Genomic DNA, 23,471 nt, shown 5'->3' on the forward strand with positions numbered 1-23,471 from the left:
TGTTAGCCCTCTAGGCTTTCCAATTGCACGATTTCGCCCTTGTTCAGCACCTCGTTCAAATTGAGCATGATCAGCAAACGTTCTTCTCCAATTTTAGCCACCCCGTCCAGATACTTCGCTCTGATGCCGCCCACAACCTCCGGTGGTGTATCAATGGAATCGCGGTTCAAGTCAATAACATCATTGGCCGAGTCCACAATAAAGCCGACTTCCATTGCATTTACATTGACGATAATGATACGGGTCTGATCAGTATGATCAGCTTCCTCAATACCGAAACGGCCCCGCAAATCAATTACCGGAATAACCACTCCGCGCAAATTGATAACTCCCTTAATAAAGGAGTAGGTCTTCGGCACACGGGTAATTGGCATCATGCGTTCAATAGTTTGGACTTTCTCCACTTCAATACCGTACTCTTCAGAGCCTAGTTTAAACACGATTACTTTGATATCTTCAGCCATGGAATGAACCTCCCTGTTCTATCCTGATTATTTAATAAAAGCATTCGGATCAATAATAAGTGCAACCTGACCGTCACCAAGTATGGTCGCCCCGGAGATGCCTTGAACCTCAGGCAGATACTTGCCAAGATTCTTGATGACGATTTCGTTCTGCCCAATAAAATCCTGAACGGCCAGGGCTACGAGGCGTTCCCCTTTGCGGACTACTACTATTTCCGTTTCCTCTTCAGTACTTTCATCAAAATCAGGCACCGAGAAGAATTTGCTCAGTGAAAGCAGAGGGATATGACCGTTACGGAATTCAATCATTTTGTTGCTATGAATCGTGCGGATCTGAGTTTTCTTCACAATCCCAGTCTCCACGATGGAAGAAAGCGGGATGGCATATTTCTCGGAACCAAGCCGCACCAGCATGGCCGCGATAATTGATAAGGTTAGTGGAAGCTGTACTGAAAAGTTAGTTCCTTTGCCGAAGGTGGAATACACAACCACGTTGCCGCCAAGAGAAGTAATCTTGGATTTCACGACATCGAGTCCGACTCCGCGCCCCGATACGTCAGAGATAACCTCTGCGGTACTAAAGCCCGGTGAGAACAAAAGTTGAATGGCTTCATCATCCGAATAGCCAGCAGCCTGATCCTGAGTAAGAATTCCCTTCTTAACAGCAGATTTCAGGATTTTCTGCGGATTGATTCCGGCGCCGTCCTCCTCAATTTCGATAAAGACGTGATTGCCGCTATGGAAAGCCCGCAGATTTATCGTACCCGTCTCCGGTTTGCCGGCAGCAATACGCTCCTGAACGCCTTCAACCCCATGGTCAACGGCATTTCGGAGCAAATGCACCAGCGGATCACCAATCTCATCAATAACAGTACGGTCAAGCTCTGTTTCAGCACCAGTAACGATCAGATCGATTTTTTTGTCCAGAGATTTGGCAAGGTCACGAACCATGCGGGGGAAACGGTTAAATACAGTGTCGACCGGTACCATGCGCAGCTTCATGACAATGTTCTGCAAATCGCCGCTAACCCGTCCCATATGTTCAACAGTCTCAGTAAGGTCGCTATTCTGCACTTCTGTAGCCAGCTGTTCCAGACGGACACGGTCGATCAGCAGTTCGCTGAACAGGTTCATCAGCACATCCAGGCGTTCGATATCTACGCGGATCGTCCGGGAAGGTGCTGCAACCGTTTTGGCAGCTGCCGCTTTGATTGCTTCTTCTCTGACCGGTGCTGCAGCCGGTGCCGCTGCGGGAGCAGCCGCTTCTTGAACCGGTGCTTCCACAGTAGCGGCAGCCATATCCTGCACCATCTGTTCCAGTGTCTCTTGATCAAGGGCTAAAGCCGTAACCTTATCAATTTCCGATAAGTTTAGGATCATAGATTGAATTTCACTTGCGTCCTTTTGGGTTATGTAATAGAGGGAAAAGCCGTAATCGAATTTTTCCTGCTCTATATCTTGAACCGAAGGGAAGGATTTGACCACCTCTCCTGAACGTTCCAAGAGATCGAAAACCATATATGCCCGCACCGCTTTAAGCTGACAATCCTGACGGATCGCTACGTCCACATAAAGCACCTGATGGCCTTCCTGCAGCGACTGCTGCAGAACCGAGTATTGGAATTCATCTAAAAACACCGGAGCGTCTCCAGTCTTTTGAGCTGCAGCTGTAACCTCGGTAGCGGCACCGGCCGCAGTAGGAACTTCGCCTCGAACAATAGCCTGAAGAGAAGTCACGATTACCGAGACATCCGCCTTACCTTCGCCCCCAGCCGTAATGTCCTCAACCATTGATTCCAGGGCATCCAGACTTTTGAACAGTGTGTCAAAAATGAAATCCTGCATCCGCAGCTTGTTATTGCGTACTAAATCCAGAACATTTTCCATCTGGTGGGTAAGAGAAGCCAAATCCTCAAAACCCATCGTAGCCGCCATACCTTTTAAGGTGTGCGCAGAGCGGAATATTACCTGTACAATACTCAGATCATCAGGATTTGCTTCCAACCCCATCATACTTTCGTTCAATGACTGCAGATGATCATTTGACTCATCAATAAACATGGATAAATATTGGTTCATGTCCACTAACGAGCACCTCCCCTTCAAGTTCGCTTTTCCATTATTTAACGGCTTGCACCAGCCTTGGAGCAATTTCATGCAAAGGCAGGATATGTTTAACGCAATTCAATTCCACCGCAGATCGCGGCATTCCATATACAACGCAGGTTTCTTCACTTTCAGCGAAGGTTGAGGTTACACCCGAATCATATAGGGATTTCATCATTCTGGCACCATCGCTGCCCATACCCGTCATAATTACCGCATGCCGTTCCAGCGTGGTAAGCGGCAATAGTGATTCGAACATCATGTCCACGGATGGACGATGCCCATTGCGGGCATCCTCACTCGTAAGCTCAATCGCATATTGTCCTCCCGCTGCTGGAATAACCTTCAGATGATAACCTCCGGGAGCGATATAAGCCGCTCCTTGGCGAAGGATCATGCCATGCTCCGCTTCTGCAACCTCAAGCGGGCTAAAGGTATTAAGCCGCTGGGCTAATGATTTGGTAAAATTGGGCGGCATATGCTGGACAATGACTATCGGTGCCGGAAATTCAGCCGGGATGTTCTCCAAAAACGCCTTGAGCGCACGCGGCCCGCCTGTAGAGCAGCCTACAGCAACAAGCTTGCGCAGCCCTTTAGTACTGCCGGACTTCCGGTCAGCCGAAGCTGCAGGAGGTTCGACGAACGTACCGGGAACACCATCCAGTTGCAGACGTACATCAGGTGTGACTGGAGTAGCGTTCGCTTTGGAGCGGTTTTTTGCTTTTTCAGAAGATGCCGGGGTTACCGGAGCTGCAGTAGGCTTGACAGGATTTCGCGGGGATCCGCTATTCCCTGGCTGCTTATCAAGCAAATTCTTGCCCGTTTCCTTAGGGGACGCGGTCTTTGCCTCCGGCTTCAGCTTGTCTCGTGCTGATGTGCCGGGAACTTCCGCGGCTTTTGCTTTCTTGGGAAGTTCCTGCTTGCGTAAAGGAGTATCTGCCAGAGGTTTTGGAATAACCGCAGCTGGCGGCTTGTCCTCACTCTTGGAGGCGGATGCTCGAGCTTCACGCTGCTCACGGGCCATCATCGCTTCTTTCATTTGCTCCCGGAGAGATTCTCCTACAGCAATAATATCCTGGGAGTTGGAAATGGATGGCTTACGTATGAAATCAAATGCTCCTGACTCCAGCGCCATAATCGTTTCCTTCATGCCCTGCTCATTGATTCCTGAGAGCATGATCACCGGCAGCGGACGCTGGGCCATTATTATTTTCAGCGCCTCCAGGCCGTTCATTTCCGGCATCTCCACATCCATCGTTACCAGATCCGGAGAAAGCTGATTCACTTTCTCAATAGCTTCACGGCCGTTTGAAGCCGTAGCGGTGACCTGGAAGTTCGCGTCATTTTCAATTAAATCGGAAATGATCTTGCGCATAAATGCAGAATCATCAACAACCAAAACTTTATATGGCTTCATATCATTTCCACCTCTGCTCCTCTAATTCAGAACAATTATTATTTACGCTTCAACCACCTGTTGATAAATCCCTTTATGCCCTCTACCTTGCTTGGTTCCGCTGAATCCGCGGCCAAATAGTTTTGGGCAAGCCGCTGTACGTCTTTGGCTGCTGCACTGTTCGGAAAAGCCACTGAGAATGGAACTTGTTTCTTAACTGCCTGAACAACATGTGCATCACTACTCATATACCCGAGAAAAGGAATATCTAATTGTAAAAAGCGGCTTGCCGCCATGCGGATTTTGTCGCTGGTTGCTTTCGCTTCCCTTTCGTCTCCTGCTTGGTTCACAATCAGTCTAAAGGAAGTTTCGGGAAAGGAATTATGCACTACCTTCATCAATGCATATGCATCAGTTATAGCTGTAGGCTCAGGGGTTGTTACCACAAGGCAATCATCCGCCGAGCTAATAAATTTGAGTGTTTCTTTAGAAAGTCCTGCCCCCGTATCGAACAGGATAAAATCCATAGTATCAGCAATTTGCGCAATCTGTGTTGTAAAGTAATTCAAATCTGATTCCGAGAGAGAAAACAGCTCATCCATACCCGATCCGCCTGCAATGAATTGTAGACCGCCTGGGCCCGTCTGAATAATTTGTCCGATATCCGCCTCTCTTTTCAGCAGATGGTACAAATTATATTTAGAAGAGACACCCATTAACACGTCTATATTGGCCATTCCGATATCGGCGTCGAACAATAGTACCTTACGGCCCATGGCCTTCAGCGCTAATGCAAAGTTCAGCGTGAAATTCGACTTTCCGACACCGCCTTTTCCACTGCATACGGTGATGATTCTGGCGGAAACCCCGTCTTTGGGCACGAGTTTGGTGTCCTTGTTGGACACCAGCTGTCTCAAGGATTGCGCCTGATCCATTACGCCCCTCCTGTTCCCAGCAACATCCCTGATAGCTGCTCTTTGGTAGCCATTAGCAGGTCATCTGGCACATTCTGGCCATTCGTTATATAAGACAGCATAAGAGGGAAGTCATTCAGAACATTAAATAGCGGACCATAGCTTCCTGTCTCGTCCAGCTTTGTGAAGATAACCTTGTCAAGCTGGTAACGGCCGAAATGCTCGGCGATCGTCTTCATATCGCGGCTTTTTGAGGTCAGGCTGAGTACAAGGAAAGTTTCACTCTTAAGTTCCTTGGCCAGCAGGCTCTGAAGTTCAGCGACGAGCATCTCATTGCGGTAATTCCGTCCTGCCGTATCCATCAAAACGAGGTCACAGCTCTCCAGGCGGAACAACGCTCTTTGCAAATCTCCCGGGGACTGAACAACCTCCAGCGGAATATTCAGTATCGATGCATACGTGCGCAGCTGCTCCACCGCGGAAATCCGGTAAGTGTCGGAGGTAATGAGGCCGACCTTCCTGCCTTGTCTAAACAGCTGCTCTGCCGCCAGCTTGGCGATTGTTGTTGTTTTGCCCACTCCGGTTGGCCCGGCAATGTAAACAATCCGCGTATCCGCCGCAATTCCGTTTGCAATACGGCCTGACAAAAATTCATCCACCTGAGCTTTCAGCATTTCACCGAATTGATCAGGAGCTCCGGTACGCCCCTCATCATTCCAGCGGGTAAACACATTGCTGATCCATTCCTCCACCAGCACCGGGTCAGTCTCCTGGTCCAGTAAACGGATCTTAAGCTGTTCCAGCTGCTCGGGCAATTCCACTCCGCTTGAAGAGTAGCGGGCGATACGTTCCATCCAATGCTTCATGTCCCTGATTTCGCGAAGGACATCACTTTCCGCTACCGAGACTGCGGGAGGATTGGGTTCAGCACCAAAGTTCTCGTAAAGTGCCTTGACCGAACCAGGCTGTTCCTTCGGAGCAGAGGCCTGCATTGCATATGCAAGCTCTCTATCCAATTCCTCTTTCTGTTCCTCAACAGCAGTTACGGTTGCAGTTGCAGGCAGAACGGCTACATTCCCGCCTGCCTCAGCAATCCCGGAGGCTTCCGATATGGCAGCGGCAATTTCAGCAAAGCTCCGGCCAGCAGCAGGCTCCTTCGTGAGCGATGCTGACGGTGATGATGCTGTGGCGGCTTTCTGATAGGCCTGTGGCACTGCACTACGCGGAACATTCAGCGATTGTACAGGGGCCTTATCAGGTACTGCCGGCTTCCGTACCTCTTCTACTGCGGCTACAACTTCAATTTTTTTCTTTTTAAACATGCCCATAAATCCGCCGACTTTAACTTCCTTGGTGCTTAGGATGACGGCATCGCTTCCTAGCTCGCTGCGGATGGAATGCATGGCGTCAGGCATCGTATCGACCACATAACGCTTCACTCTCATAAGTTCACCACTCCAACGCTTTGAATTTCGATATTAGGTTCCAGTTCGCTGTAGGACAACACCGGAATATCCTGCATCGTCCGCTCAATAACCTGCCGCAAATACATACGAATGGTCGGTGAAGTCAGTACGATAGGCTGCTGCCCGGACTGAAGCAAACGGTTGATCTGTTCCGTAAGCCGCTGATACACGGTTTGTGTCGAAACCGGATCCAGTGCCAGATAGCTGCCCTGTTCCGTTTGCTGCACACTTTCGGAAATTTTCTTCTCCAAATTAGGTCCGACAGTAATTACACGCAGCGTCTCTCCCACTTGGGAAAACTGCTGTGTAATCTGTCTCGACAACGACTGGCGTACATACTCGGTCAGGATATCAGGATCTTTGGTGTAAGTACCATAGTCAGCCAGCGTTTCGAAGATCGTCACCAAATCGCGGATCGAAATCTTTTCACGCAGCAGCTTGCCGAGCACCTTCTGAACATCACCAATTGCCAGTACCGAAGGAATAAGTTCATCAACCAGCACGGGGTAATTCTCCCGGAGATTGTCGACCAGCTGTTTGGTTTCCTGACGTCCTAGCAGCTCATGCCCATGACGTTTGATCAGCTCCGTCAAATGCGTAGCAACCACGGAAGGCGGATCAACTACAGTGTAGCCGGATAATTCCGCCCGTTCTTTCACCGATTCGTCAATCCAAAGTGCCGGAAGTCCAAAAGATGGTTCAACAGTCTCAATACCGTTTATAGATTCATCATCATAACCGGGACTCATGGCAAGATAGTGATTAAGTAATAATTCACCACCGCCGACATTATTCCCTTTAATTTTTATGACATATTCATTCGGTTTTAGCTGAATATTGTCGCGAATACGAATAACAGGCACCACAAGTCCCATTTCTAGGGCACATTGTCGCCTAATCATGATAATTCTGTCGAGTAAATCTCCGCCCTGACCTGTATCGGCCAGAGGAATAAGTCCGTAACCGAACTCAAATTCAATGGGATCCACTGTAAGCAAGTTAATGACGCTCTCCGGACTCCGCACTTCTTCAATCTGCTTCTCCTCGACCAGTTGTTCCTCGGCAATTTGTTTTTGGTTTGCCTTCTGGCCCATGCTGTAAGCCGCATATCCCATAAGTGCTGCCAGGGGCAAGGTAGACATTACTGTAATCGGAGTGAAGAACCCAAGGAAGGCAATTGTCGCCGCAACGATATACAAGAGCTTCGGATAGGACAATAATTGGCCTGTTAAATCCTCTGCCAGGTTTCCTTCTGACGCCGCCCGTGTAACGATCAAACCGGAAGCGGTTGAAATGAGCAAAGCAGGAATTTGGCTGACCAGTCCATCACCAATTGTCAGTACGGAATATGTCGAAAGTGCATCCTGAAACGACAGTCCATGAATAGTCATCCCGATGACGAATCCGCCGATCAGGTTGATCAGCAAAATGATGATACTGGCAATTGCGTCACCTTTGACGAATTTACTCGCACCATCCATTGCTCCGAAGAAGTCAGCTTCGCGTTCAACGTTCCGGCGGCGTTCCCGTGCCTGCTGTTCATTAATCATCCCTGCATTCAAATCAGCATCAATACTCATTTGTTTACCGGGCATCGCGTCCAATGTAAACCGGGCGCCTACTTCAGCAACACGTTCCGAACCTTTGGTAATAACAATGAACTGCACAACAACCAGAATTAGAAAGACGATGAATCCGATAGCGATTTGTCCCCCGGCAATCCAGCTGCCGAACGTGGCAACAACTTCACCCGCATGACCATCTTTAAGAATCAGCTTGGTAGTGGAAATGTTGAGTGCGAGACGGAATAACGTTGTGATCAACAGCAAAGAAGGAAAAATCGAAAATTGCAGCGGATCCCTTGTATTCATTGCGACCAAAATAATGGTTAGTGCTATCGAAATATTGACAATCAGCAGTACATCCAGAAGCCAGACCGGGATGGGCAGAATCATCATAAGCACAATACCGATAACGCCCAGTAGAACTGTTAGATCTTTAGCTTTCAATGTCCTTTACCTCCCCCGGCTTATCTCCTCTTACCTTTAAGCTTGTATACATAGGCCAGCACTTCGGCAACCGCCTGGAACAGATCGGCAGGAACGACATCGCCAATTTCTGCTCTTTGGAATAATGCCCGTGCCAGCGGCTTGTTCTCCATAGTCACAACACCATGCTCCTTAGCCAGCTCTCGAATGCGGAGCGCCACATAATCCTGGCCTTTGGCTATAATCTGCGGAGCCTCCATTTTGGAACCGTCATATTTAAGGGCAACGGCAAAGTGCGTAGGATTCGTAATGATCACATCCGCCTTTGGCACTTCCTGCATCATCCGCTGCATTGCCATTCGGCGTTGGCGCTCCCTGATCTTCCCTTTAATTAAGGGATCGCCCTCCATCTTTTTGTATTCATCTTTAATGTCCTGCTTGGACATTTTCAGACTTTTTTCATGTTCGTACTTCTGGTACATATAATCGAGAACTGCCATAATAAACAATACAGCTGCTATTTTGATGCCAAGATTCATGGTCATCTTTGCAGTGAAACGGTATACACCCTCCGCATTCACATGTGAAAGAGCGGCAAAACTCTCTTTCTCTCCCCAAAGCGTGCTATAAACCAGATAGGCAATCAGCACCAGTTTAAAGACGGATTTCAGGAATTCCACAAACGAACGCATGGAAAATATATTTTTGAACCCTTTGATTGGATTAATCTTGCTGAACTTAGGCGTAATCCCTTCACCTGAGGCCATAAAGCCAACCTGTGCAAAATTTACGACAAGTGCGAGTAAGAAGGTAATCCCGAGCAGCGGGGCCAGCAGAATCAGTATCTGCAGACCATACTCGTTGAACATCTTGGACACATTTTCGGCTGTTACTTCCATCATCATGCGATTCTGAAAAACATCCAAATAGAGACTCATAAAACGTTCTTTCATGAAACTTCCGAACATCGTCAGACTAAGCAGCGCCGAAAACAATACAACGGCACCGGATAGTTCGGCACTTTTGGCTACCTGACCCTTTTTACGGGCATCCTGACGTTTTTTCGGGGTGGCTTTCTCTGTCTTATCCCCCCCAAAATGCTGAAGATCCAGTTTATATCGTTTCGGCTTCGGCATAACACTCTCTCCTTACAGTCACCTAAGGACTCTTCCCCATAAGCCCCAGCAAATTTTGCATGGACTCAAACATAATGTCGAAGAGATTCTGGAACAACGCAGCCAGACTCGGCATCAGAATAAGAAGCAGCGCAAGACCTATAATAATTTTGAGCGGTACCCCGATGACGAATACATTATATTGCGGAGCGGTTCTTGCCAGAAAGGCCAAACCGATATCCGTAAGAAACAGCGCGGTAACCAAAGGTGCCGACATTTGAAAGGCCAGCATAAAAGATTGGGCAAAAGAGCGGACCAGAAATTCTGAAAGACTGCCATTGATCATTTTGACAAACAAATCGTTGTCTAGAGGCACCCAGTTATAGCTGTATACGATCGCATTCAGCAAGTAATGATGTCCATTCATGCTCAGAAACAGCAGCAGGGCGATCATGTACTTAAAGTTACCTATGATTGGGGCTGATGCTCCAGTCATTGGGTCAATGACGTTGGCAATCCCAAACCCGATTTGAATATCAATGAAGGACCCGGCCGTCTGAATCGTCATAAACATCAGATAGCCGATGAACCCGAGCAGCAAACCTATCAACGCTTCCCTGGCCACTAGCAAAATGTAGGTGAGGTCCTGCGGAACAACAATGCCGGTCCCCCTTGAGCTGAAGACAACTAAGGCGACAAAAAAGGACAATCCGATTTTGAAAGTTGCCGGTAGACTCTGAGAAGAAAACACTGGTATTACAACAAAAAAGGCGGAAATTCGACAAAAAATCAACAGAAAGACGGGAAAACTTTGCAGAAGGGTCTCCATATCCATAGTCTTAACCGATATACATGTAGAGACTGCCCAATATTTGACTGGTGAAGTCTACCAGCTTCGTAATGATCCAAGGGCCGAACAGCAGTAATGCGAGCAGTACGGCGACGATTTTGGGAACGAACGCAAGCGTCTGCTCCTGAATCTGGGTTGTAGCTTGGAAAATACTGACTATCAGTCCTACCACCAGACCAAGAATCAGCATGGGAGCGCTTGTTTCCAGCACCAAATATACGGCTTGGCCGGCTAGACCGATAATAAACTCCGTATTCATCCCTTATGCCTCCTCTTATACGTCAGGTGTTAAAACTCATCAGCAGTGATTTTACAACTAAGTACCAGCCGTCTACCAGTACGAAGAGCATTATTTTGAACGGTAATGAAATCATGACCGGAGGCAACATCATCATCCCCATGGCCATCAGTGTACTCGAAACTACAATATCAATGATCAGAAAAGGTATAAAAATCATGAAGCCCATTGTAAACGCCTTTTTCATTTCACCAATGGCAAAAGCCGGCACCATCACTGTCAACGGAATATCATTGTACGTGGCGGGTTTGACCGTGGCATTGTTACCCGTGTAATTCATAAACAAAAGCAGATCTTTGGTGTTCGTCTGTTTGAACATGAATTCCTTCATCGGTTCGGCTGCTTTATTAAGCGCTTCGGACTGAGTTAAGGTACCTTTCATGTACGGCTGCAGCGCCGTTTCATTCACCTGTGCAAGTGTAGGCGACATTATGAAGAGAGTAAGAAAAAGCGCCAACCCTACAAGCACTTGGTTCGGAGGCATCTGCTGTGTACCGAGTGAGGTTCTGACGAAACCCAATACGATGACGATCCGTGTAAAGCTGGTCATTAGAACAAGAAAAGCCGGGGCTACACTCAGAACTGTCACAAGTAGCAGTATAGAGATGGAACTGGTACCCCCGCTGCTTGAACCGTTACTGTCGCCAACTTGAATATTAATGTTCGGTATAGGATCAGCGTGTATCGGATGCAAAAGCAAAACACTGAACATACCGAGCAGCAGAAAAGAAAGAATCAGCTTTTTTTTCATAAATCCCTCGACTCATCTTTAAGTGCATCATCCCGGAGAAGCTCTTCCATTTTTTCGTTGCGCTCAGGTGCAAGTGCAAGCTTGGATTGCAGGGTCTCATAAAAAGAGGATGTTTCACTAAGTTCGATTTCCTGAGATGGAACCTCACCGCGCACCTTGGCTTTGATTTTGGAAATGAGCGGCACCAGAAAGTTGTTCTGTCCTGACGACTCTTCTTCAAACGTAGAAATGATAAGTGCCACTTCCGCCGGGTCCGTGATTTTATCCAACATGGATATATTCTCACCGACCCCGATCATGTAAAGGCTGCCGCCGATTTCAATAATCTGCACAGACTTATTGGGGCCCAGTCCGAGCGCACCCAGCGTTCGGATGGAGCGCCCGCTCATTAACGTCTGATTGCGGCGGCCAAGAAAACGGATCAGCAGCACTATAAGAATGACGATTGCCGCAAGGACAAAAATAACGTTGAGCAAATTCAGCAGGGGGTTACTGTTTCCCAGCGGTTCGCTGTTAGCCGGCATGTCTGATTCCTACACGCCCAGCGTTTTGTTGATTGCTTCAATAACACGGTCTGCCTGGAACGGTTTAACGATAAAGTCCTTGGCACCCGCTTGAATCGCGTCAATGACCATAGCCTGCTGACCCATGGCTGAACACATGATGACCTTGGCATTGGCATCTACTTTTTTAATTTCTTTAAGGGCGGCAATTCCGTCCATTTCAGGCATGGTAATATCCATCGTGATCAGATCCGGACGCAGTTCTTTAAACTTCTCAATAGCCTGCGAACCGTCCTGGGCTTCACCCACTACCTCAAATCCGTTCTTTGACAAAATATCCCGGATCATCATTCTCATAAATGCTGCATCGTCCACGATTAGAATTCGGTTAGCCATTTTTAAAAAATCCTCCCTAAGTATGCTTATTGTAATTTTTGAATTCGGTCCCACTGGCTGACGATATCCGTAACGCGAACTCCGAAGTTTTCGTCGATAACTACGACTTCACCCTTGGCAATGAGCTTGTTGTTCACCAGAATGTCAACAGGCTCACCAGCCAGCTTGTCCAGCTCGATAATCGAACCTTGCGACATTTCCAGAATATCTTTGATCTGCTTCTGGGTCCTTCCTAATTCTACGGTCACTCTCAGTGGTATGTCCATCAATAAATTTAAATTATTTTCATCAATATTGCCAAAGGCTCCTGCGCTAAGATTAGCGAATTGAACAGGCTGTACATTTACATTGCGTCCAAGAGGCGGCGCCTGCGGTGGAACCTGTCCGTAAGGCATTCCCTGAGGCGGTACTCCATATGGCGGCACGCCCGGCATTTCATAAGCAGGCATTCCTGCCGGTGGATAATAATAGCCTCCTTCAGGCATCCCCGGATAAGGCGGCATTCCCTGAGGCGGATATTGCGGCGGCACTTCACCAGGTCCAGGCGGCGTCTGCTGCGCTGGAGGTGCTGCAGGAGCCTGGGCAGGTGCAGGTGCAGGCGCTGGTGCAGCAGACTTGTCTGCTGTCGACACAGCCGCTTCCTGATCCGCCTGGCTGACATCACCGAGCAGCATGCTGACCATATCCTTGGCGAACTGAACCGGCAAAAGCTGCATAATCGTGGAGTCGATAAGATCCCCAATCTTCAGTCGGAAGGAAATTTGAATCAAAGTTTCGTCATCCGGAAGACTGCCTACCCCTTCTCCACTCGACATATTCAGGATATCAATTCCCGGAGGCGAGATGTTGACAAACCGGTTGAAGATCGTTGACATGGAGGTAGCAGATGAGCCCATCATCTGGTTCATTGCTTCCTGCACGGCGCTGATATGAATTTCATTCAGCTCTTCATCCTTGGGTTCTCCTTCACCGCCAAGCATTAAGTCGGCAATGACTTGCGCATCCCTGATCTTGATTACCAGTGAGTTAATGCCTTGAAAACCATCCACGTACTGTACATGTACGGCAACATGAGGTTTAGGAAAAGCTTCCTCAAACTGTCCGCGGGTAATGATGGACACTTGCGGAGTCGTAATATCAACCTTCTTACCCAGCAAAGTGGAAAGTGCAGTCGCTGCACTGCCAAATGTAATATTGCCGATTTCCCCCAGCGCATCCTGCTCAAATGGTGTCAGGTAATCATCAACTGTCTTTTCCTGTGGTTCCATTGAGCCTTCCGCGGACTGTCTGAGAAGAGCATCGATCTCTTCTTGGGATAAATAGTCTTTACTCGTCAAACTCTTCAGCTCCTTCACTGACAATCTCGTCTATTTGCACAGCTACACGATCTTTAATCATCCCTGGACTTCCAATGAATTTCAGCTTGTCCCCTACTTTGATCGACAGCCCGGAATCCACGGTCTTATTGAGAGAGATTACGTCGCCGACGCTAAGCCCGAGAAATTCAGCTATGGATAACCTGGATTCACCCAGCTCTGCAACTATAGGCAGCTGCGCCCTGTGAACTCTCGAACGGATAGATTCAAGTTCAACCTCGTCCCGCACCTTCTTCTCAGAAACAAACCATTGGTGCACGGACAGCCTAGTCATAATCGGCTCCAGTACGACATGAGGGATACATAGATTGATCATCCCGGTAGTGTCGCCTATTTTGGTGCTTAACGAGATCAGCGCAATCGTTTCATTCGGTGATACAATCTGCATGAACTGCGGGTTCGTCTCCAGAGCTTCCATCCGTGGATTAATATCCAGAACCGTCTTCCAGGCTTCCTGTAGACTTTCAAAACATCTGCTGAAAATCCTCTCCATGATAGTTGTTTCAATTTCGGTCAGTGCATTAATCTTGCTTGGTGCCGTTCCAAAACCGCCCAGTAGCCTATCAAGCATGGCAAAGGCAATATTCGGATGCACCTCCATGACCATTCGTCCCTCCAGCGGTTCCGCTTCGAAAATATTCAAAATCGTCATTTTTGGAATGGAACGGATGAACTCATCATAAGGGAGCTGCTCTACTTGAACGACACTGATCTGCACAAAGGTACGCAATTGGGCCGAAAAGTACGTCGTAAGATAGCGGGCAAAGTTATCATGAATCCGCGTAATGCTGCGGATATGATCTTTCGAGAAGCGCACGGCCCGTTTGAAATCGTAAGAGCGGATTTTTTTCTGGGTTTCTTCTTTTTTAAGTTCGTCGGCATCCATTTCACCGGATGAAAGTGCGGCAAGCAGAGCATCAATTTCATTTTGTGATAGTACATCAACCAATTCAATCACCCCCCATCAAACAATTAAACCCGCCAGCAGCTAAATAGAAGCCATAATGAATTTAGTGAATTCGATCTGGGTTATAGACCCTTCAGTCAAATTCTTGTTGATTATATTCACCAGCTTGCTGCTGATTTGATCTTTGCCGCTAGCACCATTGAGATCCTCTGGCTTGGTATCGGCAATCGCCTTAATAATTAGCGGCGTGATCTTAATAGCTTTTATCTTTTCGAATTCTTCCTTGGACTTCGCTGTATCCAATTGGAACGCGATGTCTACTGAAAGGATGTAATCGGGATCGGCAAGATTAGTTTTGATATCGGTGATTTGCGCCGTCAGTTCGACGATTTGATCAGCACTCATTCTGTTGGTTTCCACATTTTGAACTGCCGCTTTCACATCATTCGCATCGCTTGGGAAGATCTTATCCATTAGTAAAAATGCAGCTACTACGATGAGTGTTACCGCAAGTAAAATTGTAATGAGCCACGGCATCATCTTTTTCATGAGAGCTCCTCCATAGACTGGACTTTAATGGTGGCAGCATATGTGCCTATGTCCCTGTTATAATCTCGGATCTTACGTATGACCTCATCGGCTTTTTCAAGCACGATCAGTCTTTTTCCGGTTACCAGTGTAATGTAAGTATCCGGGCCTTCCTCTACCATTTCTACCAGCAAAGCATTTAAAAACATTGGCGTTCCATTCAATCTTGTTACCGAAATCATAACAGGCCTCCTAACAAAAATAGAGGGAGGAGTTCCTCCCCCAAGACTTCACAATACAGCAAGTTTATGATTATGGTTTAAAAATTAACGCTTGAGGTTAACAACTTCCTGAAGGACTTCATCAGAAGTTGTAATAATCCGTGAGTTCGCCTGAAAACCGCGCTGGGTTACGATCATTTCAGTAAACTCACCCGTCAGATCGACATTGGACATTTCTAGCTGACCGGAGACGATTTTCCCTGTACCTGCTTCCGCATCATTCGGAGTCGTTATCACAAGCTCACCATCGGCATTCGCATTCAATGTCATGCGATACAGATTACCGCCGATTTTTTCCAAACCTTGCGGATTGCTTACTTTAGCCATACCGATTCTAACGCCCGGCTCAGTTGTTCCGTCAGCCATCGTCTGTACGATGGTGCCGTCGCTGGAGATTGAGAACGCCGTTACTTCCGCTGCAAGTTGAATAGCCTCGCCATCGGAATTCAGAACATGCAGTCCATCGGAAGTGATCAGGTTGCGGGCTGCATCCATATGGAAATCACCTGCACGGGTCAGAAAAGGAGTCTCCTGATCATCCGAAAGTCTAACCACGAAGAAGCCGTCTCCGTCAATCCGCAGGTCGGTAGGATTGTTGGTAGTCATGGCACTGCCCGCCAGATGCATGGTGTCTACGGAACCGATGCTTACTCCAAGGCCAATCTGCTGCGCATTGACCCCGCCTTGACCGCCTTCAACCGGAGCAGTAACACCTGATACGGTTTGGCTCATGATGTCTTTGAACATTACGCGGCCCGATTTGAAACCGAGTGTGTTCACATTGGCGATGTTATTGCCGATGACATCCAGCTTGGTTTGAAATCCGCGCATACCTGAAACACCTGAATACATAGATCTTAACATGATTAATATCCTCCCGGATTATAGAGTCAACTGACCCATAATTTATAATGTAATTCATAATTGAGCTGTAGACACGTCAGTCGGTCGGCGTCTACTCCGGCTCTCCCGATAGGACCGGCCGGTTTATGAGATAATAACTGCACTATCAATTTGTGTGAACACATTGTCCTTCATAGAGCTTCCATCCATAGCCGTGACTACAGTACGGTTAGGCACACTGACGATTAGAGCCATATCCTTCATTAATATCAAGGATTCTTTGCTACCCTTGGCTGCAGCTTTATCCACTGCCGAAGAGATCTCATCCAATTGACGGGTTCCAAGTTCAATCCCCCGTTGCTCCAGTCGTTTCGCGGCATGATTGCTGAATTTCAGTAAATTCCGCTGAAGCACACTTTCAAATGAAGCTTCTGTTTTGACCGTATTCTTTGCTGCCTGCTGTCGCTGTAGAGCCTGCGGATGTACACTTGAGGGATACAGTTGTCCTATAGTCAACCTGTCGCTCATATTGCCCCCCCGCTCTCCCCTGCGTCGTCTTGAGTCTTGTCGCTCACAGTTTCCACTTTAGATGCTGCATTCTGGATTTGTGTAATGTCAGTTAAAGCAATTCGCTCAGTGCCTACAACTGCATATTGCACACCTTTATTGACAACGATGGATTCTACATTGCCTGTCTTTGGAAGTTTGGTTTCCGTATCAGTCCAGGTGATATCCTTTCCGATCAATCCGGAGACCGAACCAAGCGACTGACTCATAGCCGTCATTTGGGTCGAAATATTCATAAGTTGCTCTACCGATGAGAATTGAGCCATCTGGGCGATAAATTCTTTATCCTCCATAGGCTGCGTGGGATCCTGATTCTGCAATTGAGTCATGAGGATTTTCAAGAACTGATCCTTGCCCAGGACGGAGCTGCCTGTTGTTTTCTTGCTGCTGTCAGGAACTACATAATTCCATTGATCTTTGGTAGTCGTTATCGGAGTCGTTGATTCCATTTCATTTCACCTCACTTTTTTCAAAAATTAAGCTTTGGCTGAGAAGCCTCCGCCTTCGTTACGGATATCCTCCTGGCCGTTTGCTACCCAATCCTTCCATTCCCCATTAAGCTCTGCGGCAAGTACCGCATCAGCAATTTCCTCACGGCGTTCCTTGGAGCGACCATCCTGCTGTTGCCCTCCGGAAGCCGATTGACGTCCCTGCTGCCCGTTGAACTGGGAAAGAAGCGCTGAATTCTGCGAAACTTCCAATTTCTCGACCTGAAGTCCTTGAGACTGTAATGCGCTGCGCAATTGACTCATCTGCTGCTCAAGCATATCTTTGGCTCCGGAATGCTCAGTCAAGAACTGGGCAATCAAATTGCCGTTTTGCATCGTAATCTTAACATCTACTTGTCCCAAATTTTCCGGAAAAAGCGTGATTGTAGCTTCAGCTACCCCGCCTTTTTTTAGAATTTCTAGTTTCCCCGTGATCATTGTGTCCATTTCTTGAGCAAATTGATGAACGGGTACTTGGACTGTTGCTGCCTTCAGCGGTGCTGTAATACCGCCTCTAAGCGACAATTGTCCTGCAGTCACGACATTATTCTCATCTGCAGTCCCATTGATCTCGGGCAAAGCTTCTTCTAAGGTTCCGGCTGGTTTAACCTCCGCTCCGGTCTTGGAGGCCGGTGTTGTGATCAACTCTGCCTCAGCAGCACCTATATTTGTTACAGGCGTAAGCGGATCTGCACTCTCAACGTTAGCAGCAGTTGTGGCAGCGGCATTGCCGACAGTTTGTACAGGTGCCTTAGCTTCGAAATGAAATACAAGCTTGTTATTCTCAGCAGCAGCCTGTTGTTTCAAAGTCACAGCAGGAGTATTGCTAAGGATTGTTGCCTCTACCGTTTTTGCCTTATTATCCGGTATAGAAGTTTCTGCCCGAGTTAACTCTTTAGCAATAACGTTATTTTCTACGGCTGATGCCTCCGCATGGATAACTGGTTTTGACTTAAGTTTACTCTCAGAAACGGCAGCTTGGGCCATAATGACCGTGAACTCGTTCAACAACTCAATACCCTCGGCCGCATTTTTTTCATTCCCGGTAACGGACGACTGCTGAATCAGATTCACTAGACTAGTAAGGTCATCCTGAACAACAAAACGCACAGTCTCTGAGTTCTGGGCAAGCGGAGATAAGCCCGATGCAGGGTCAATGTCCATGTTTGCTGCACCAGTCTCAGCAGGGTTGTTACTGCCGGACAGCAGTGCCGATACCTGAATCAGCCAGCCTTGCAGGGCAGCGAGCAAAGCAGGGTCAGTGCTGATATTGTCATCCAGCTTCTCAATATCCTGCAAAAGCCCTTCCAGCTGCTTAGAGCTCTCGGAACTTTCTGCAGCCTTACCGCCCAGCGATTGACCAGCTTCTTCCCCCGTCGAGCTTGCGCTATTCAGCAAACCCTGCAGCAATGAAGCCAGATTGCCCAGTAAAGGCGTCTCTGTTTCCTTTGCAGTTCCTCCAGTCATACTCTGAACTAGAGTCTGGGCAAAAGGCATTGCCGTTGTTGTTCCGTTTGCAGCAGTTGCTCCACCAAGGGCTGAAGCTGCTCCGGTTGCAGCAGAAGAAGTTCCTGCCGATGTTGTCAGGTTACCGCCAGAAAGTGATGGAACGACTAAACTCATTATTTTTCACCTCCTTTCAAGTGTTATTTACCACCCATCAGCCGATTTACAATTTTGGCAGTTTGAGCGCTGTTTTTCTTCGTCATCTCGCCTAAGATCGAGGATCTTACACTGTCACTCACCGTGTTCAATATCGTAATCACCTTATCAGGGCTAATACTGTACATTGAACCAAGCAAGGTTGCCGCTTCCGTCGCAGGCATAGACGTGAATGTCTGGCTGAGCTTGTCCTTATTGAGATTAGCGGTTGAAGTTGTTGTGGCCACACTAGCCTCATTCTGCTTCAACCTCGATTGAAGGGCTGCAATAGCCATATCGGTAGAATCTGTCGTTTCTTTTAGCTTAATCGAGACATCTGCAGCCTTTTTAGGATCCATTTTTTCCAGAATCGCTGTTTTGCTGGCTTTACTCATGGCGCTGAACACTTGAACCATTTCTTCAGTAGTTAAATTCTCCATAATCGGAGCTGCCTTGGAGGCTTTCATTCCCGCATACAGCTTGGCTAATTCAGCGACCTTCACTTCATACGGATCTTCCGTCTCCTCAGGAGCAACCTCCGCAGCTGCAGCTTCTTCCTTCATACCGTCAATCTGCTTTTGGAGCGCCTGAACCTGGGTTTCCTGAGTCGTTTTTTCTTCGGTCACCTGCTGCAGCTGTTTGGCCTGCTCAGCAACCTGGGCCTTCAGTTTTTTGATCGTTGTTTCCGAACTTGCCTCCTGCTCTTCGCTTTGCGCTTCAGGATCAGTGGCAGTCTCGCTCCCCGGTTCGGCGGGAGGATCAGGAATCACTTTTTCGATAAAAGGGATCTTGTTTCCGATTGCCAGCACGTTGTTGCGGATATCCATATTAAATAGAGTCAACAACACACCAAGCAGTACGAGAGTGAATATGATCGGAATCATTAAGAACAAAAACCGCTCGAATTTACCTGCTGACTCTTCATTTTCAAATTCCATATCATTGTTAGCCACTAGCGGAAACCTCCCGGGTTAGAGGGATTTCATCGCGAAGCGGACGGTAGCCATCTCATCCAGTTCGTTTTGTTCCCGTAAAATCATATTCTGCTGAAATATAGTCTGAGCCTTGTCTTTGGCTTTCAGCCAAACCTTCTCATCAAGGACCTTAGTGCTAAGATGATCCTGCTTATGCTGCACCTCTACATGAGCCCGGCGGATATCCAAATGCTTGCGGGCGATACAGGTATCCAGATAATCCATGTAATCCTGCATCTCTCGAATCTTGGCCATCGGTGTCTTTTGTTCGGCTGCACTTTGCAGGGACAGCATCAGTGTGCTGCGCTGAGAGATTAATTCATCAAGACTTTTTTCCTGGGCTTGCAATTCTCCGAGCGCACTTGAAAGCATCCACTCTGCCTGTGTTTTTTCGTTGCCTTTCAAGTCCACAACTTTTTGAAAAGTATAATGGAACCTCACTGCTGATCAACTCCTCGAGAACTGTGAAATTAATGATTGTTGAACCTCGGCCAGCGTCACTTTTTCGTTAACTTTCTGTTTCGTGAAATCCCAGATGCTGTCGATATAATGCATCGACTCATCAATCTGGGCATTGGAGCCTCTCTGATAGGCACCGATATTGATCAAGTCCTCTGAATCCTTATATACCGCCATAAGTCGTTTTACATTCTCGGCCGCGTCAATTTGCTCCTCGGGAGCAATATCCTTCATTACACGACTGATGCTGGCCAGTACATCAATTGCAGGAAAGTGACCTTTATTCGCGATATTCCGGTTGAGCACAATATGTCCGTCGAGTATACCCCGCACAGCATCGGCGATGGGTTCATTCATATCGTCACCATCCACCAGCACTGTGTAAAAAGCGGTAATGGAACCCGTTGGCCCTGTTCCCGCCCGTTCCAGCAGCTTGGGCAGACTGGCAAATACGGAAGGGGTGTAACCTCTCATTGCAGGAGGTTCGCCTACCGCCAGCCCTACTTCGCGCTGTGCCATGGCGTAACGTGTTACCGAATCCATCATCAGCATCACATTCAGTCCCCGGTCGCGGAAATATTCAGCAATCGTTGTGGCGATCAGCGCACCTTTGATCCGTATGAGTGCCGGCTGGTCGGATGTGGCAACAATAACTACCGAGCGCTGCAGACCTTCCGGCCCTAAATCACGTTCAATGAAATCCAGCACTTCCCTGCCCCGCTCACCGATAAGGGCAATCACATTCACGTCCGCCGAAGTATTGCGGGCGATCATGCCCATTAGAGTACTCTTACCAACGCCGGACCCTGCAAAAATCCCTACCCGCTGACCTTTGCCGATCGTAAGCAGACCGTCGATCGCCCGGACGCCAATACTGATGGGCTCATGCACCCGGGGACGATTCAGCGGATTGGACGGAATATTGAAGGTTGAGCTATGCGGCATCCGGGCCGGAATCAATGAGCCGTCAAGCGGCTGGCCCAATCCATCGAGCACCTTACCAAGCAGTTCGGAACCAACCTGAACGCTCAACGGTTTGCCTGTACCAACAACATCACAACCGGGGCCTATCGCCTGCAATTCTCCAAGAGGCATCAGCAGCACTTTATTATCGCGGAAGCCTACAACTTCAGCTTGCAGCGGCTTATTGCCTTTGGAAGGATAGATGTAGCAGACATCACCGATGCTGGCATCCGGCCCTTCTGACTCAACCATCAGCCCGATCACCTGGGTAACCTTCCCGTTAATTCTTACAGGGTCGAAATTACGCAGCTGTTCTTTATATCGCCCACTGTCAAGCATCGTCTTCCCCATTTCTGTGCTCCTCGGTGTCCAATGCGATTCGAACCAGCTCTTTCTTGATTTCTGCAAGCTGAGTGTCGATTCGTGCATCAATACTGCCGAAGGAAGAGCGGATCACACATCCAAGATCCTTGACCGTGGAATCAGGCAGGATTTGCAGTTCGGCCTGCGAATCCACCGCCAGCGCCAATTCTTCCCTGGCCGCATTGACGAAAGCGAACTGCGCAGGTGAAACGCAGAGGGAGATAAGTCCCTGCTCACGTTTACGGGCCAGATTCTTGCGGATCAGATCCAGTGCGAACTGCGGCTCAACCGTCAGCTGCTTGTCCACAATTTTCTCGGCGATACTGCAGCTAAGCTCCACCAGGAAAGGCTCAGCTTCCTGAATAATGACGTCTCTCCCGCGGTATGCTTCTTGAAGAACATTACGTGCTTCTTCCATCATCTCCGCAAGCTTTTGCACCATATCCTGTTCAGCCTGTGTGACGCCTTCCTGGTAACCTTGCTGAAACGCCTCGGCCTTAATAGCTTCTATAAGATGCTCATCCTGCTCCCTGCGCTGCCGCCACCATTCCTCAGCTTCATTCCGTGCCGATTCCACAATATTCTCAGCTTCCTGCGATGCGTTCCGGACCTGTCCTTCAGCGAACTCCTGGGCGTCCTTCAGCATTTGCTTGCGTGCTTGCTCTGCCTCTTCACGGGCCGGGTCCTGATATTGAACCTCTCCTGCTGCTGCTGTTTCTTCGTGAGCCGGCTCTACAACAAGCCCTGCATGGTGCCTGGCTTGTTCCAGCCGCTTAAGCACATCTACGGGAACATATTGAGAATGTTTAATCAGCTTAGACAATGATGTCATCTCCTCCACCACGGGCGATGATAATTTCACCTGACTCTTCGAGTCTGCGGATCGTGCCTACAATGCGGGTCTGTGCTTCCTCAACATCACGCAACCGCACCGGACCCATATATTCCATTTCCTCGCGGAAGCTTTCGGCCATCCGTTTGGACATGTTGCGGAAAATAACATCGCGCACTTCTTCGCTGGCCACTTTGAGTGCAAGCTGCAAATCCGCATTCTCGATATCTTTGATAATGCGCTGGATGGAACGGTTGTCGACATTGACAATATCCTCGAATACGAACATCCGTTTTTTGATCTCTTCGGCCAGCTCCGGATCCTGTATTTCCAGGGAATCCAGAATCGTACGTTCCGTCCCCCGGTCAACACCGTTCAGGATCTGTACGATAGATTCGATACCGCCTGCATTCGTATAATCCTGCGTTACTGTTGCAGAAAGTTTCTGCTCCAGTACGCGTTCGATTTGCGTGACAACCTCAGGTGAAGTACTATCCATAATCGCGATTCTTCTCGCAACTTCAGCCTGCTTCTCTTGTGGTAACGAAGAAAGAATGGAAGCTGCCTGTTCAAACTGCAGATAAGATAATACAAGGGCAATAGTTTGTACATTTTCATTCTGGATAAAGTTTAATATTTGATGCGGATCAGCTTTGCGTGCAAAATCAAAAGGTCTAACTTGCAGCGTTGCCGTCAGGCGGTTAATGACCTCCATAGCCTTGGTTGAACCAAGCGCTTTCTCCAGAATCTCCTTGGCGTAGTTAATACCGCCTTGAGAGATATATTCCTGAGCGAGGCATATTTGGTGAAACTCGGACATGATTGACTCTTTCTCGCCGCTATCCACCTTACGGACATTGGCTATCTCCAGAGTCAGTTGTTCAATCTCCTCGTCTCTTAGATGTTTGAATATTTGCGCTGATACCTCAGGGCCTAGTGTGATAAGCAGGATCGCCGCTTTTTGACGGCCGCTGAGACCCTGCTGGCTAGCTTTTGCCATTA

The 23,471-nt window shown here is 48.2% G+C and carries 25 protein-coding genes; all 25 read right to left on the reverse strand.

The genetic code is table 11. The features are described from left to right. Positions 1–2: 2 nt before the first annotated feature. A complete protein-coding gene (locus tag MHI45_RS04420) occupies positions 3–464 on the reverse strand; it encodes a chemotaxis protein CheW (protein ID WP_038593472.1) in 462 nt (153 codons plus the stop codon). A 27-nt stretch (positions 465–491) separates the two neighbouring features. Continuing rightward, a complete protein-coding gene (locus MHI45_RS04425; RefSeq protein WP_076110095.1) occupies positions 492–2,549 on the reverse strand; it encodes a chemotaxis protein CheA in 2,058 nt (685 codons plus the stop codon). A 34-nt stretch (positions 2,550–2,583) separates the two neighbouring features. Further along, positions 2,584–3,987, reverse strand: a complete 1,404-nt coding sequence (cheB, locus tag MHI45_RS04430; RefSeq protein WP_076110096.1) for a protein-glutamate methylesterase/protein-glutamine glutaminase — start codon at positions 3,985–3,987, stop codon at positions 2,584–2,586. A gap of 38 nt (positions 3,988–4,025) precedes the next feature. Next, the gene (locus MHI45_RS04435; protein WP_038593478.1) at positions 4,026–4,901 is read right to left on the reverse strand and encodes a MinD/ParA family protein; all 876 of its coding nucleotides are present in this window, start codon (positions 4,899–4,901) and stop codon (positions 4,026–4,028) included. Then, positions 4,901–6,325, reverse strand: coding sequence for a flagellar biosynthesis protein FlhF (gene flhF / locus MHI45_RS04440; protein ID WP_076110097.1), 1,425 nt, complete (start codon positions 6,323–6,325; stop codon positions 4,901–4,903). Before flhF ends, MHI45_RS04435 begins: the two co-directional genes overlap by 1 nt. Beyond that, complete coding sequence (gene flhA / locus MHI45_RS04445; RefSeq protein ID WP_076110098.1) at positions 6,322–8,355, reverse strand: flagellar biosynthesis protein FlhA; 2,034 nt, start codon at positions 8,353–8,355, stop codon at positions 6,322–6,324. The genes flhF and flhA overlap by 4 nt, the downstream gene beginning before the upstream one ends. Before the next feature lie 20 nt (positions 8,356–8,375). Further along, entirely contained in the window at positions 8,376–9,470 is a 1,095-nt protein-coding gene (gene flhB / locus MHI45_RS04450; protein ID WP_038593485.1) for a flagellar biosynthesis protein FlhB, read from the reverse strand. A 22-nt stretch (positions 9,471–9,492) separates the two neighbouring features. Further along, positions 9,493–10,278 carry a flagellar biosynthetic protein FliR gene (gene fliR / locus MHI45_RS04455; protein WP_038600090.1) on the reverse strand — a complete coding sequence of 262 codons (786 nt, stop codon included), beginning with the start codon at positions 10,276–10,278 and terminating at the stop codon, positions 9,493–9,495. Between the two features lie 10 nt (positions 10,279–10,288). Further along, a complete protein-coding gene (gene fliQ, locus MHI45_RS04460; RefSeq protein WP_038593488.1) occupies positions 10,289–10,558 on the reverse strand; it encodes a flagellar biosynthesis protein FliQ in 270 nt (89 codons plus the stop codon). A 22-nt stretch (positions 10,559–10,580) separates the two neighbouring features. Beyond that, on the reverse strand, positions 10,581–11,348 hold the full coding sequence (gene fliP, locus MHI45_RS04465) for a flagellar type III secretion system pore protein FliP (protein WP_076110099.1): 768 nt from the start codon (positions 11,346–11,348) through the stop codon (positions 10,581–10,583). After that, complete coding sequence (locus MHI45_RS04470; RefSeq protein ID WP_038593494.1) at positions 11,345–11,872, reverse strand: flagellar biosynthetic protein FliO; 528 nt, start codon at positions 11,870–11,872, stop codon at positions 11,345–11,347. The genes fliP and MHI45_RS04470 overlap by 4 nt, the downstream gene beginning before the upstream one ends. Positions 11,873–11,881: 9 nt before the next feature. Next, entirely contained in the window at positions 11,882–12,247 is a 366-nt protein-coding gene (locus tag MHI45_RS04475; RefSeq protein ID WP_019910416.1) for a response regulator, read from the reverse strand. Between the two features lie 26 nt (positions 12,248–12,273). After that, positions 12,274–13,584 (reverse strand): flagellar motor switch phosphatase FliY, encoded by a 1,311-nt coding sequence (gene fliY / locus MHI45_RS04480; protein WP_076110100.1) that lies wholly within the window; start codon positions 13,582–13,584, stop codon positions 12,274–12,276. After that, positions 13,574–14,572 (reverse strand): flagellar motor switch protein FliM, encoded by a 999-nt coding sequence (gene fliM / locus MHI45_RS04485; protein WP_341118908.1) that lies wholly within the window; start codon positions 14,570–14,572, stop codon positions 13,574–13,576. The genes fliY and fliM overlap by 11 nt, the downstream gene beginning before the upstream one ends. Positions 14,573–14,611: 39 nt before the next feature. After that, positions 14,612–15,079, reverse strand: coding sequence for a flagellar basal body-associated FliL family protein (locus MHI45_RS04490; RefSeq protein ID WP_038593503.1), 468 nt, complete (start codon positions 15,077–15,079; stop codon positions 14,612–14,614). Beyond that, a complete protein-coding gene (locus tag MHI45_RS04495; protein WP_038593507.1) occupies positions 15,076–15,300 on the reverse strand; it encodes a flagellar FlbD family protein in 225 nt (74 codons plus the stop codon). The genes MHI45_RS04490 and MHI45_RS04495 overlap by 4 nt, the downstream gene beginning before the upstream one ends. Before the next feature lie 84 nt (positions 15,301–15,384). Then, the gene (gene flgG, locus MHI45_RS04500) at positions 15,385–16,203 is read right to left on the reverse strand and encodes a flagellar basal body rod protein FlgG (protein WP_076110102.1); all 819 of its coding nucleotides are present in this window, start codon (positions 16,201–16,203) and stop codon (positions 15,385–15,387) included. Between the two features lie 123 nt (positions 16,204–16,326). Then, entirely contained in the window at positions 16,327–16,710 is a 384-nt protein-coding gene (locus MHI45_RS04505; RefSeq protein ID WP_076110103.1) for a TIGR02530 family flagellar biosynthesis protein, read from the reverse strand. Further along, positions 16,707–17,198 carry a flagellar hook assembly protein FlgD gene (flgD, locus tag MHI45_RS04510; RefSeq protein WP_083675551.1) on the reverse strand — a complete coding sequence of 164 codons (492 nt, stop codon included), beginning with the start codon at positions 17,196–17,198 and terminating at the stop codon, positions 16,707–16,709. Before flgD ends, MHI45_RS04505 begins: the two co-directional genes overlap by 4 nt. Before the next feature lie 27 nt (positions 17,199–17,225). Further along, complete coding sequence (locus MHI45_RS04515) at positions 17,226–18,860, reverse strand: flagellar hook-length control protein FliK (RefSeq protein WP_076110104.1); 1,635 nt, start codon at positions 18,858–18,860, stop codon at positions 17,226–17,228. A 23-nt stretch (positions 18,861–18,883) separates the two neighbouring features. After that, complete coding sequence (locus MHI45_RS04520) at positions 18,884–19,831, reverse strand: MotE family protein (protein WP_256718079.1); 948 nt, start codon at positions 19,829–19,831, stop codon at positions 18,884–18,886. Positions 19,832–19,849: 18 nt separating this feature from the next. Continuing rightward, positions 19,850–20,293 (reverse strand): flagellar export protein FliJ, encoded by a 444-nt coding sequence (gene fliJ / locus MHI45_RS04525; protein WP_038593525.1) that lies wholly within the window; start codon positions 20,291–20,293, stop codon positions 19,850–19,852. 6 nt (positions 20,294–20,299) lie between these two features. Continuing rightward, positions 20,300–21,613 carry a flagellar protein export ATPase FliI gene (fliI, locus tag MHI45_RS04530; protein ID WP_038600094.1) on the reverse strand — a complete coding sequence of 438 codons (1,314 nt, stop codon included), beginning with the start codon at positions 21,611–21,613 and terminating at the stop codon, positions 20,300–20,302. Beyond that, a complete protein-coding gene (locus MHI45_RS04535; RefSeq protein ID WP_076110105.1) occupies positions 21,606–22,460 on the reverse strand; it encodes a FliH/SctL family protein in 855 nt (284 codons plus the stop codon). Before MHI45_RS04535 ends, fliI begins: the two co-directional genes overlap by 8 nt. Then, positions 22,453–23,469, reverse strand: a complete 1,017-nt coding sequence (gene fliG / locus MHI45_RS04540; protein WP_038593531.1) for a flagellar motor switch protein FliG — start codon at positions 23,467–23,469, stop codon at positions 22,453–22,455. The genes MHI45_RS04535 and fliG overlap by 8 nt, the downstream gene beginning before the upstream one ends. Positions 23,470–23,471 lie beyond the last annotated feature (2 nt).

Source organism: Paenibacillus sp. FSL H3-0321 (genome assembly GCF_038002865.1).
Classification (GTDB): Bacteria; Bacillota; Bacilli; order Paenibacillales; family Paenibacillaceae; genus Paenibacillus_AQ.

What these genes read in the sequence shown, in the direction of transcription:
- flhF (WP_076110097.1), bottom strand. Translation starts at nt 6,325, where the DNA reads ATGAGAGTGAAGCGTTATGTGGTCGATACGATGCCTGACGCCATGCAT.
- flgG (WP_076110102.1), bottom strand. Translation starts at nt 16,203, where the DNA reads ATGTTAAGATCTATGTATTCAGGTGTTTCAGGTATGCGCGGATTTCAA.
- fliP (WP_076110099.1), bottom strand. Translation starts at nt 11,348, where the DNA reads ATGAAAAAAAAGCTGATTCTTTCTTTTCTGCTGCTCGGTATGTTCAGT.
- MHI45_RS04495 (WP_038593507.1), bottom strand. Translation starts at nt 15,300, where the DNA reads ATGATTTCGGTAACAAGATTGAATGGAACGCCAATGTTTTTAAATGCT.
- MHI45_RS04470 (WP_038593494.1), bottom strand. Translation starts at nt 11,872, where the DNA reads ATGCCGGCTAACAGCGAACCGCTGGGAAACAGTAACCCCCTGCTGAAT.
- cheB (WP_076110096.1), bottom strand. Translation starts at nt 3,987, where the DNA reads ATGAAGCCATATAAAGTTTTGGTTGTTGATGATTCTGCATTTATGCGC.
- fliI (WP_038600094.1), bottom strand. Translation starts at nt 21,613, where the DNA reads ATGCTTGACAGTGGGCGATATAAAGAACAGCTGCGTAATTTCGACCCT.
- MHI45_RS04505 (WP_076110103.1), bottom strand. Translation starts at nt 16,710, where the DNA reads ATGAGCGACAGGTTGACTATAGGACAACTGTATCCCTCAAGTGTACAT.
- fliQ (WP_038593488.1), bottom strand. Translation starts at nt 10,558, where the DNA reads ATGAATACGGAGTTTATTATCGGTCTAGCCGGCCAAGCCGTATATTTG.
- MHI45_RS04515 (WP_076110104.1), bottom strand. Translation starts at nt 18,860, where the DNA reads ATGAGTTTAGTCGTTCCATCACTTTCTGGCGGTAACCTGACAACATCG.
- MHI45_RS04420 (WP_038593472.1), bottom strand. Translation starts at nt 464, where the DNA reads ATGGCTGAAGATATCAAAGTAATCGTGTTTAAACTAGGCTCTGAAGAG.
- flgD (WP_083675551.1), bottom strand. Translation starts at nt 17,198, where the DNA reads ATGGAATCAACGACTCCGATAACGACTACCAAAGATCAATGGAATTAT.
- flhB (WP_038593485.1), bottom strand. Translation starts at nt 9,470, where the DNA reads ATGCCGAAGCCGAAACGATATAAACTGGATCTTCAGCATTTTGGGGGG.
- fliR (WP_038600090.1), bottom strand. Translation starts at nt 10,278, where the DNA reads ATGGAGACCCTTCTGCAAAGTTTTCCCGTCTTTCTGTTGATTTTTTGT.
- fliG (WP_038593531.1), bottom strand. Translation starts at nt 23,469, where the DNA reads ATGGCAAAAGCTAGCCAGCAGGGTCTCAGCGGCCGTCAAAAAGCGGCG.
- MHI45_RS04475 (WP_019910416.1), bottom strand. Translation starts at nt 12,247, where the DNA reads ATGGCTAACCGAATTCTAATCGTGGACGATGCAGCATTTATGAGAATG.
- MHI45_RS04435 (WP_038593478.1), bottom strand. Translation starts at nt 4,901, where the DNA reads ATGGATCAGGCGCAATCCTTGAGACAGCTGGTGTCCAACAAGGACACC.
- MHI45_RS04490 (WP_038593503.1), bottom strand. Translation starts at nt 15,079, where the DNA reads ATGAAAAAGATGATGCCGTGGCTCATTACAATTTTACTTGCGGTAACA.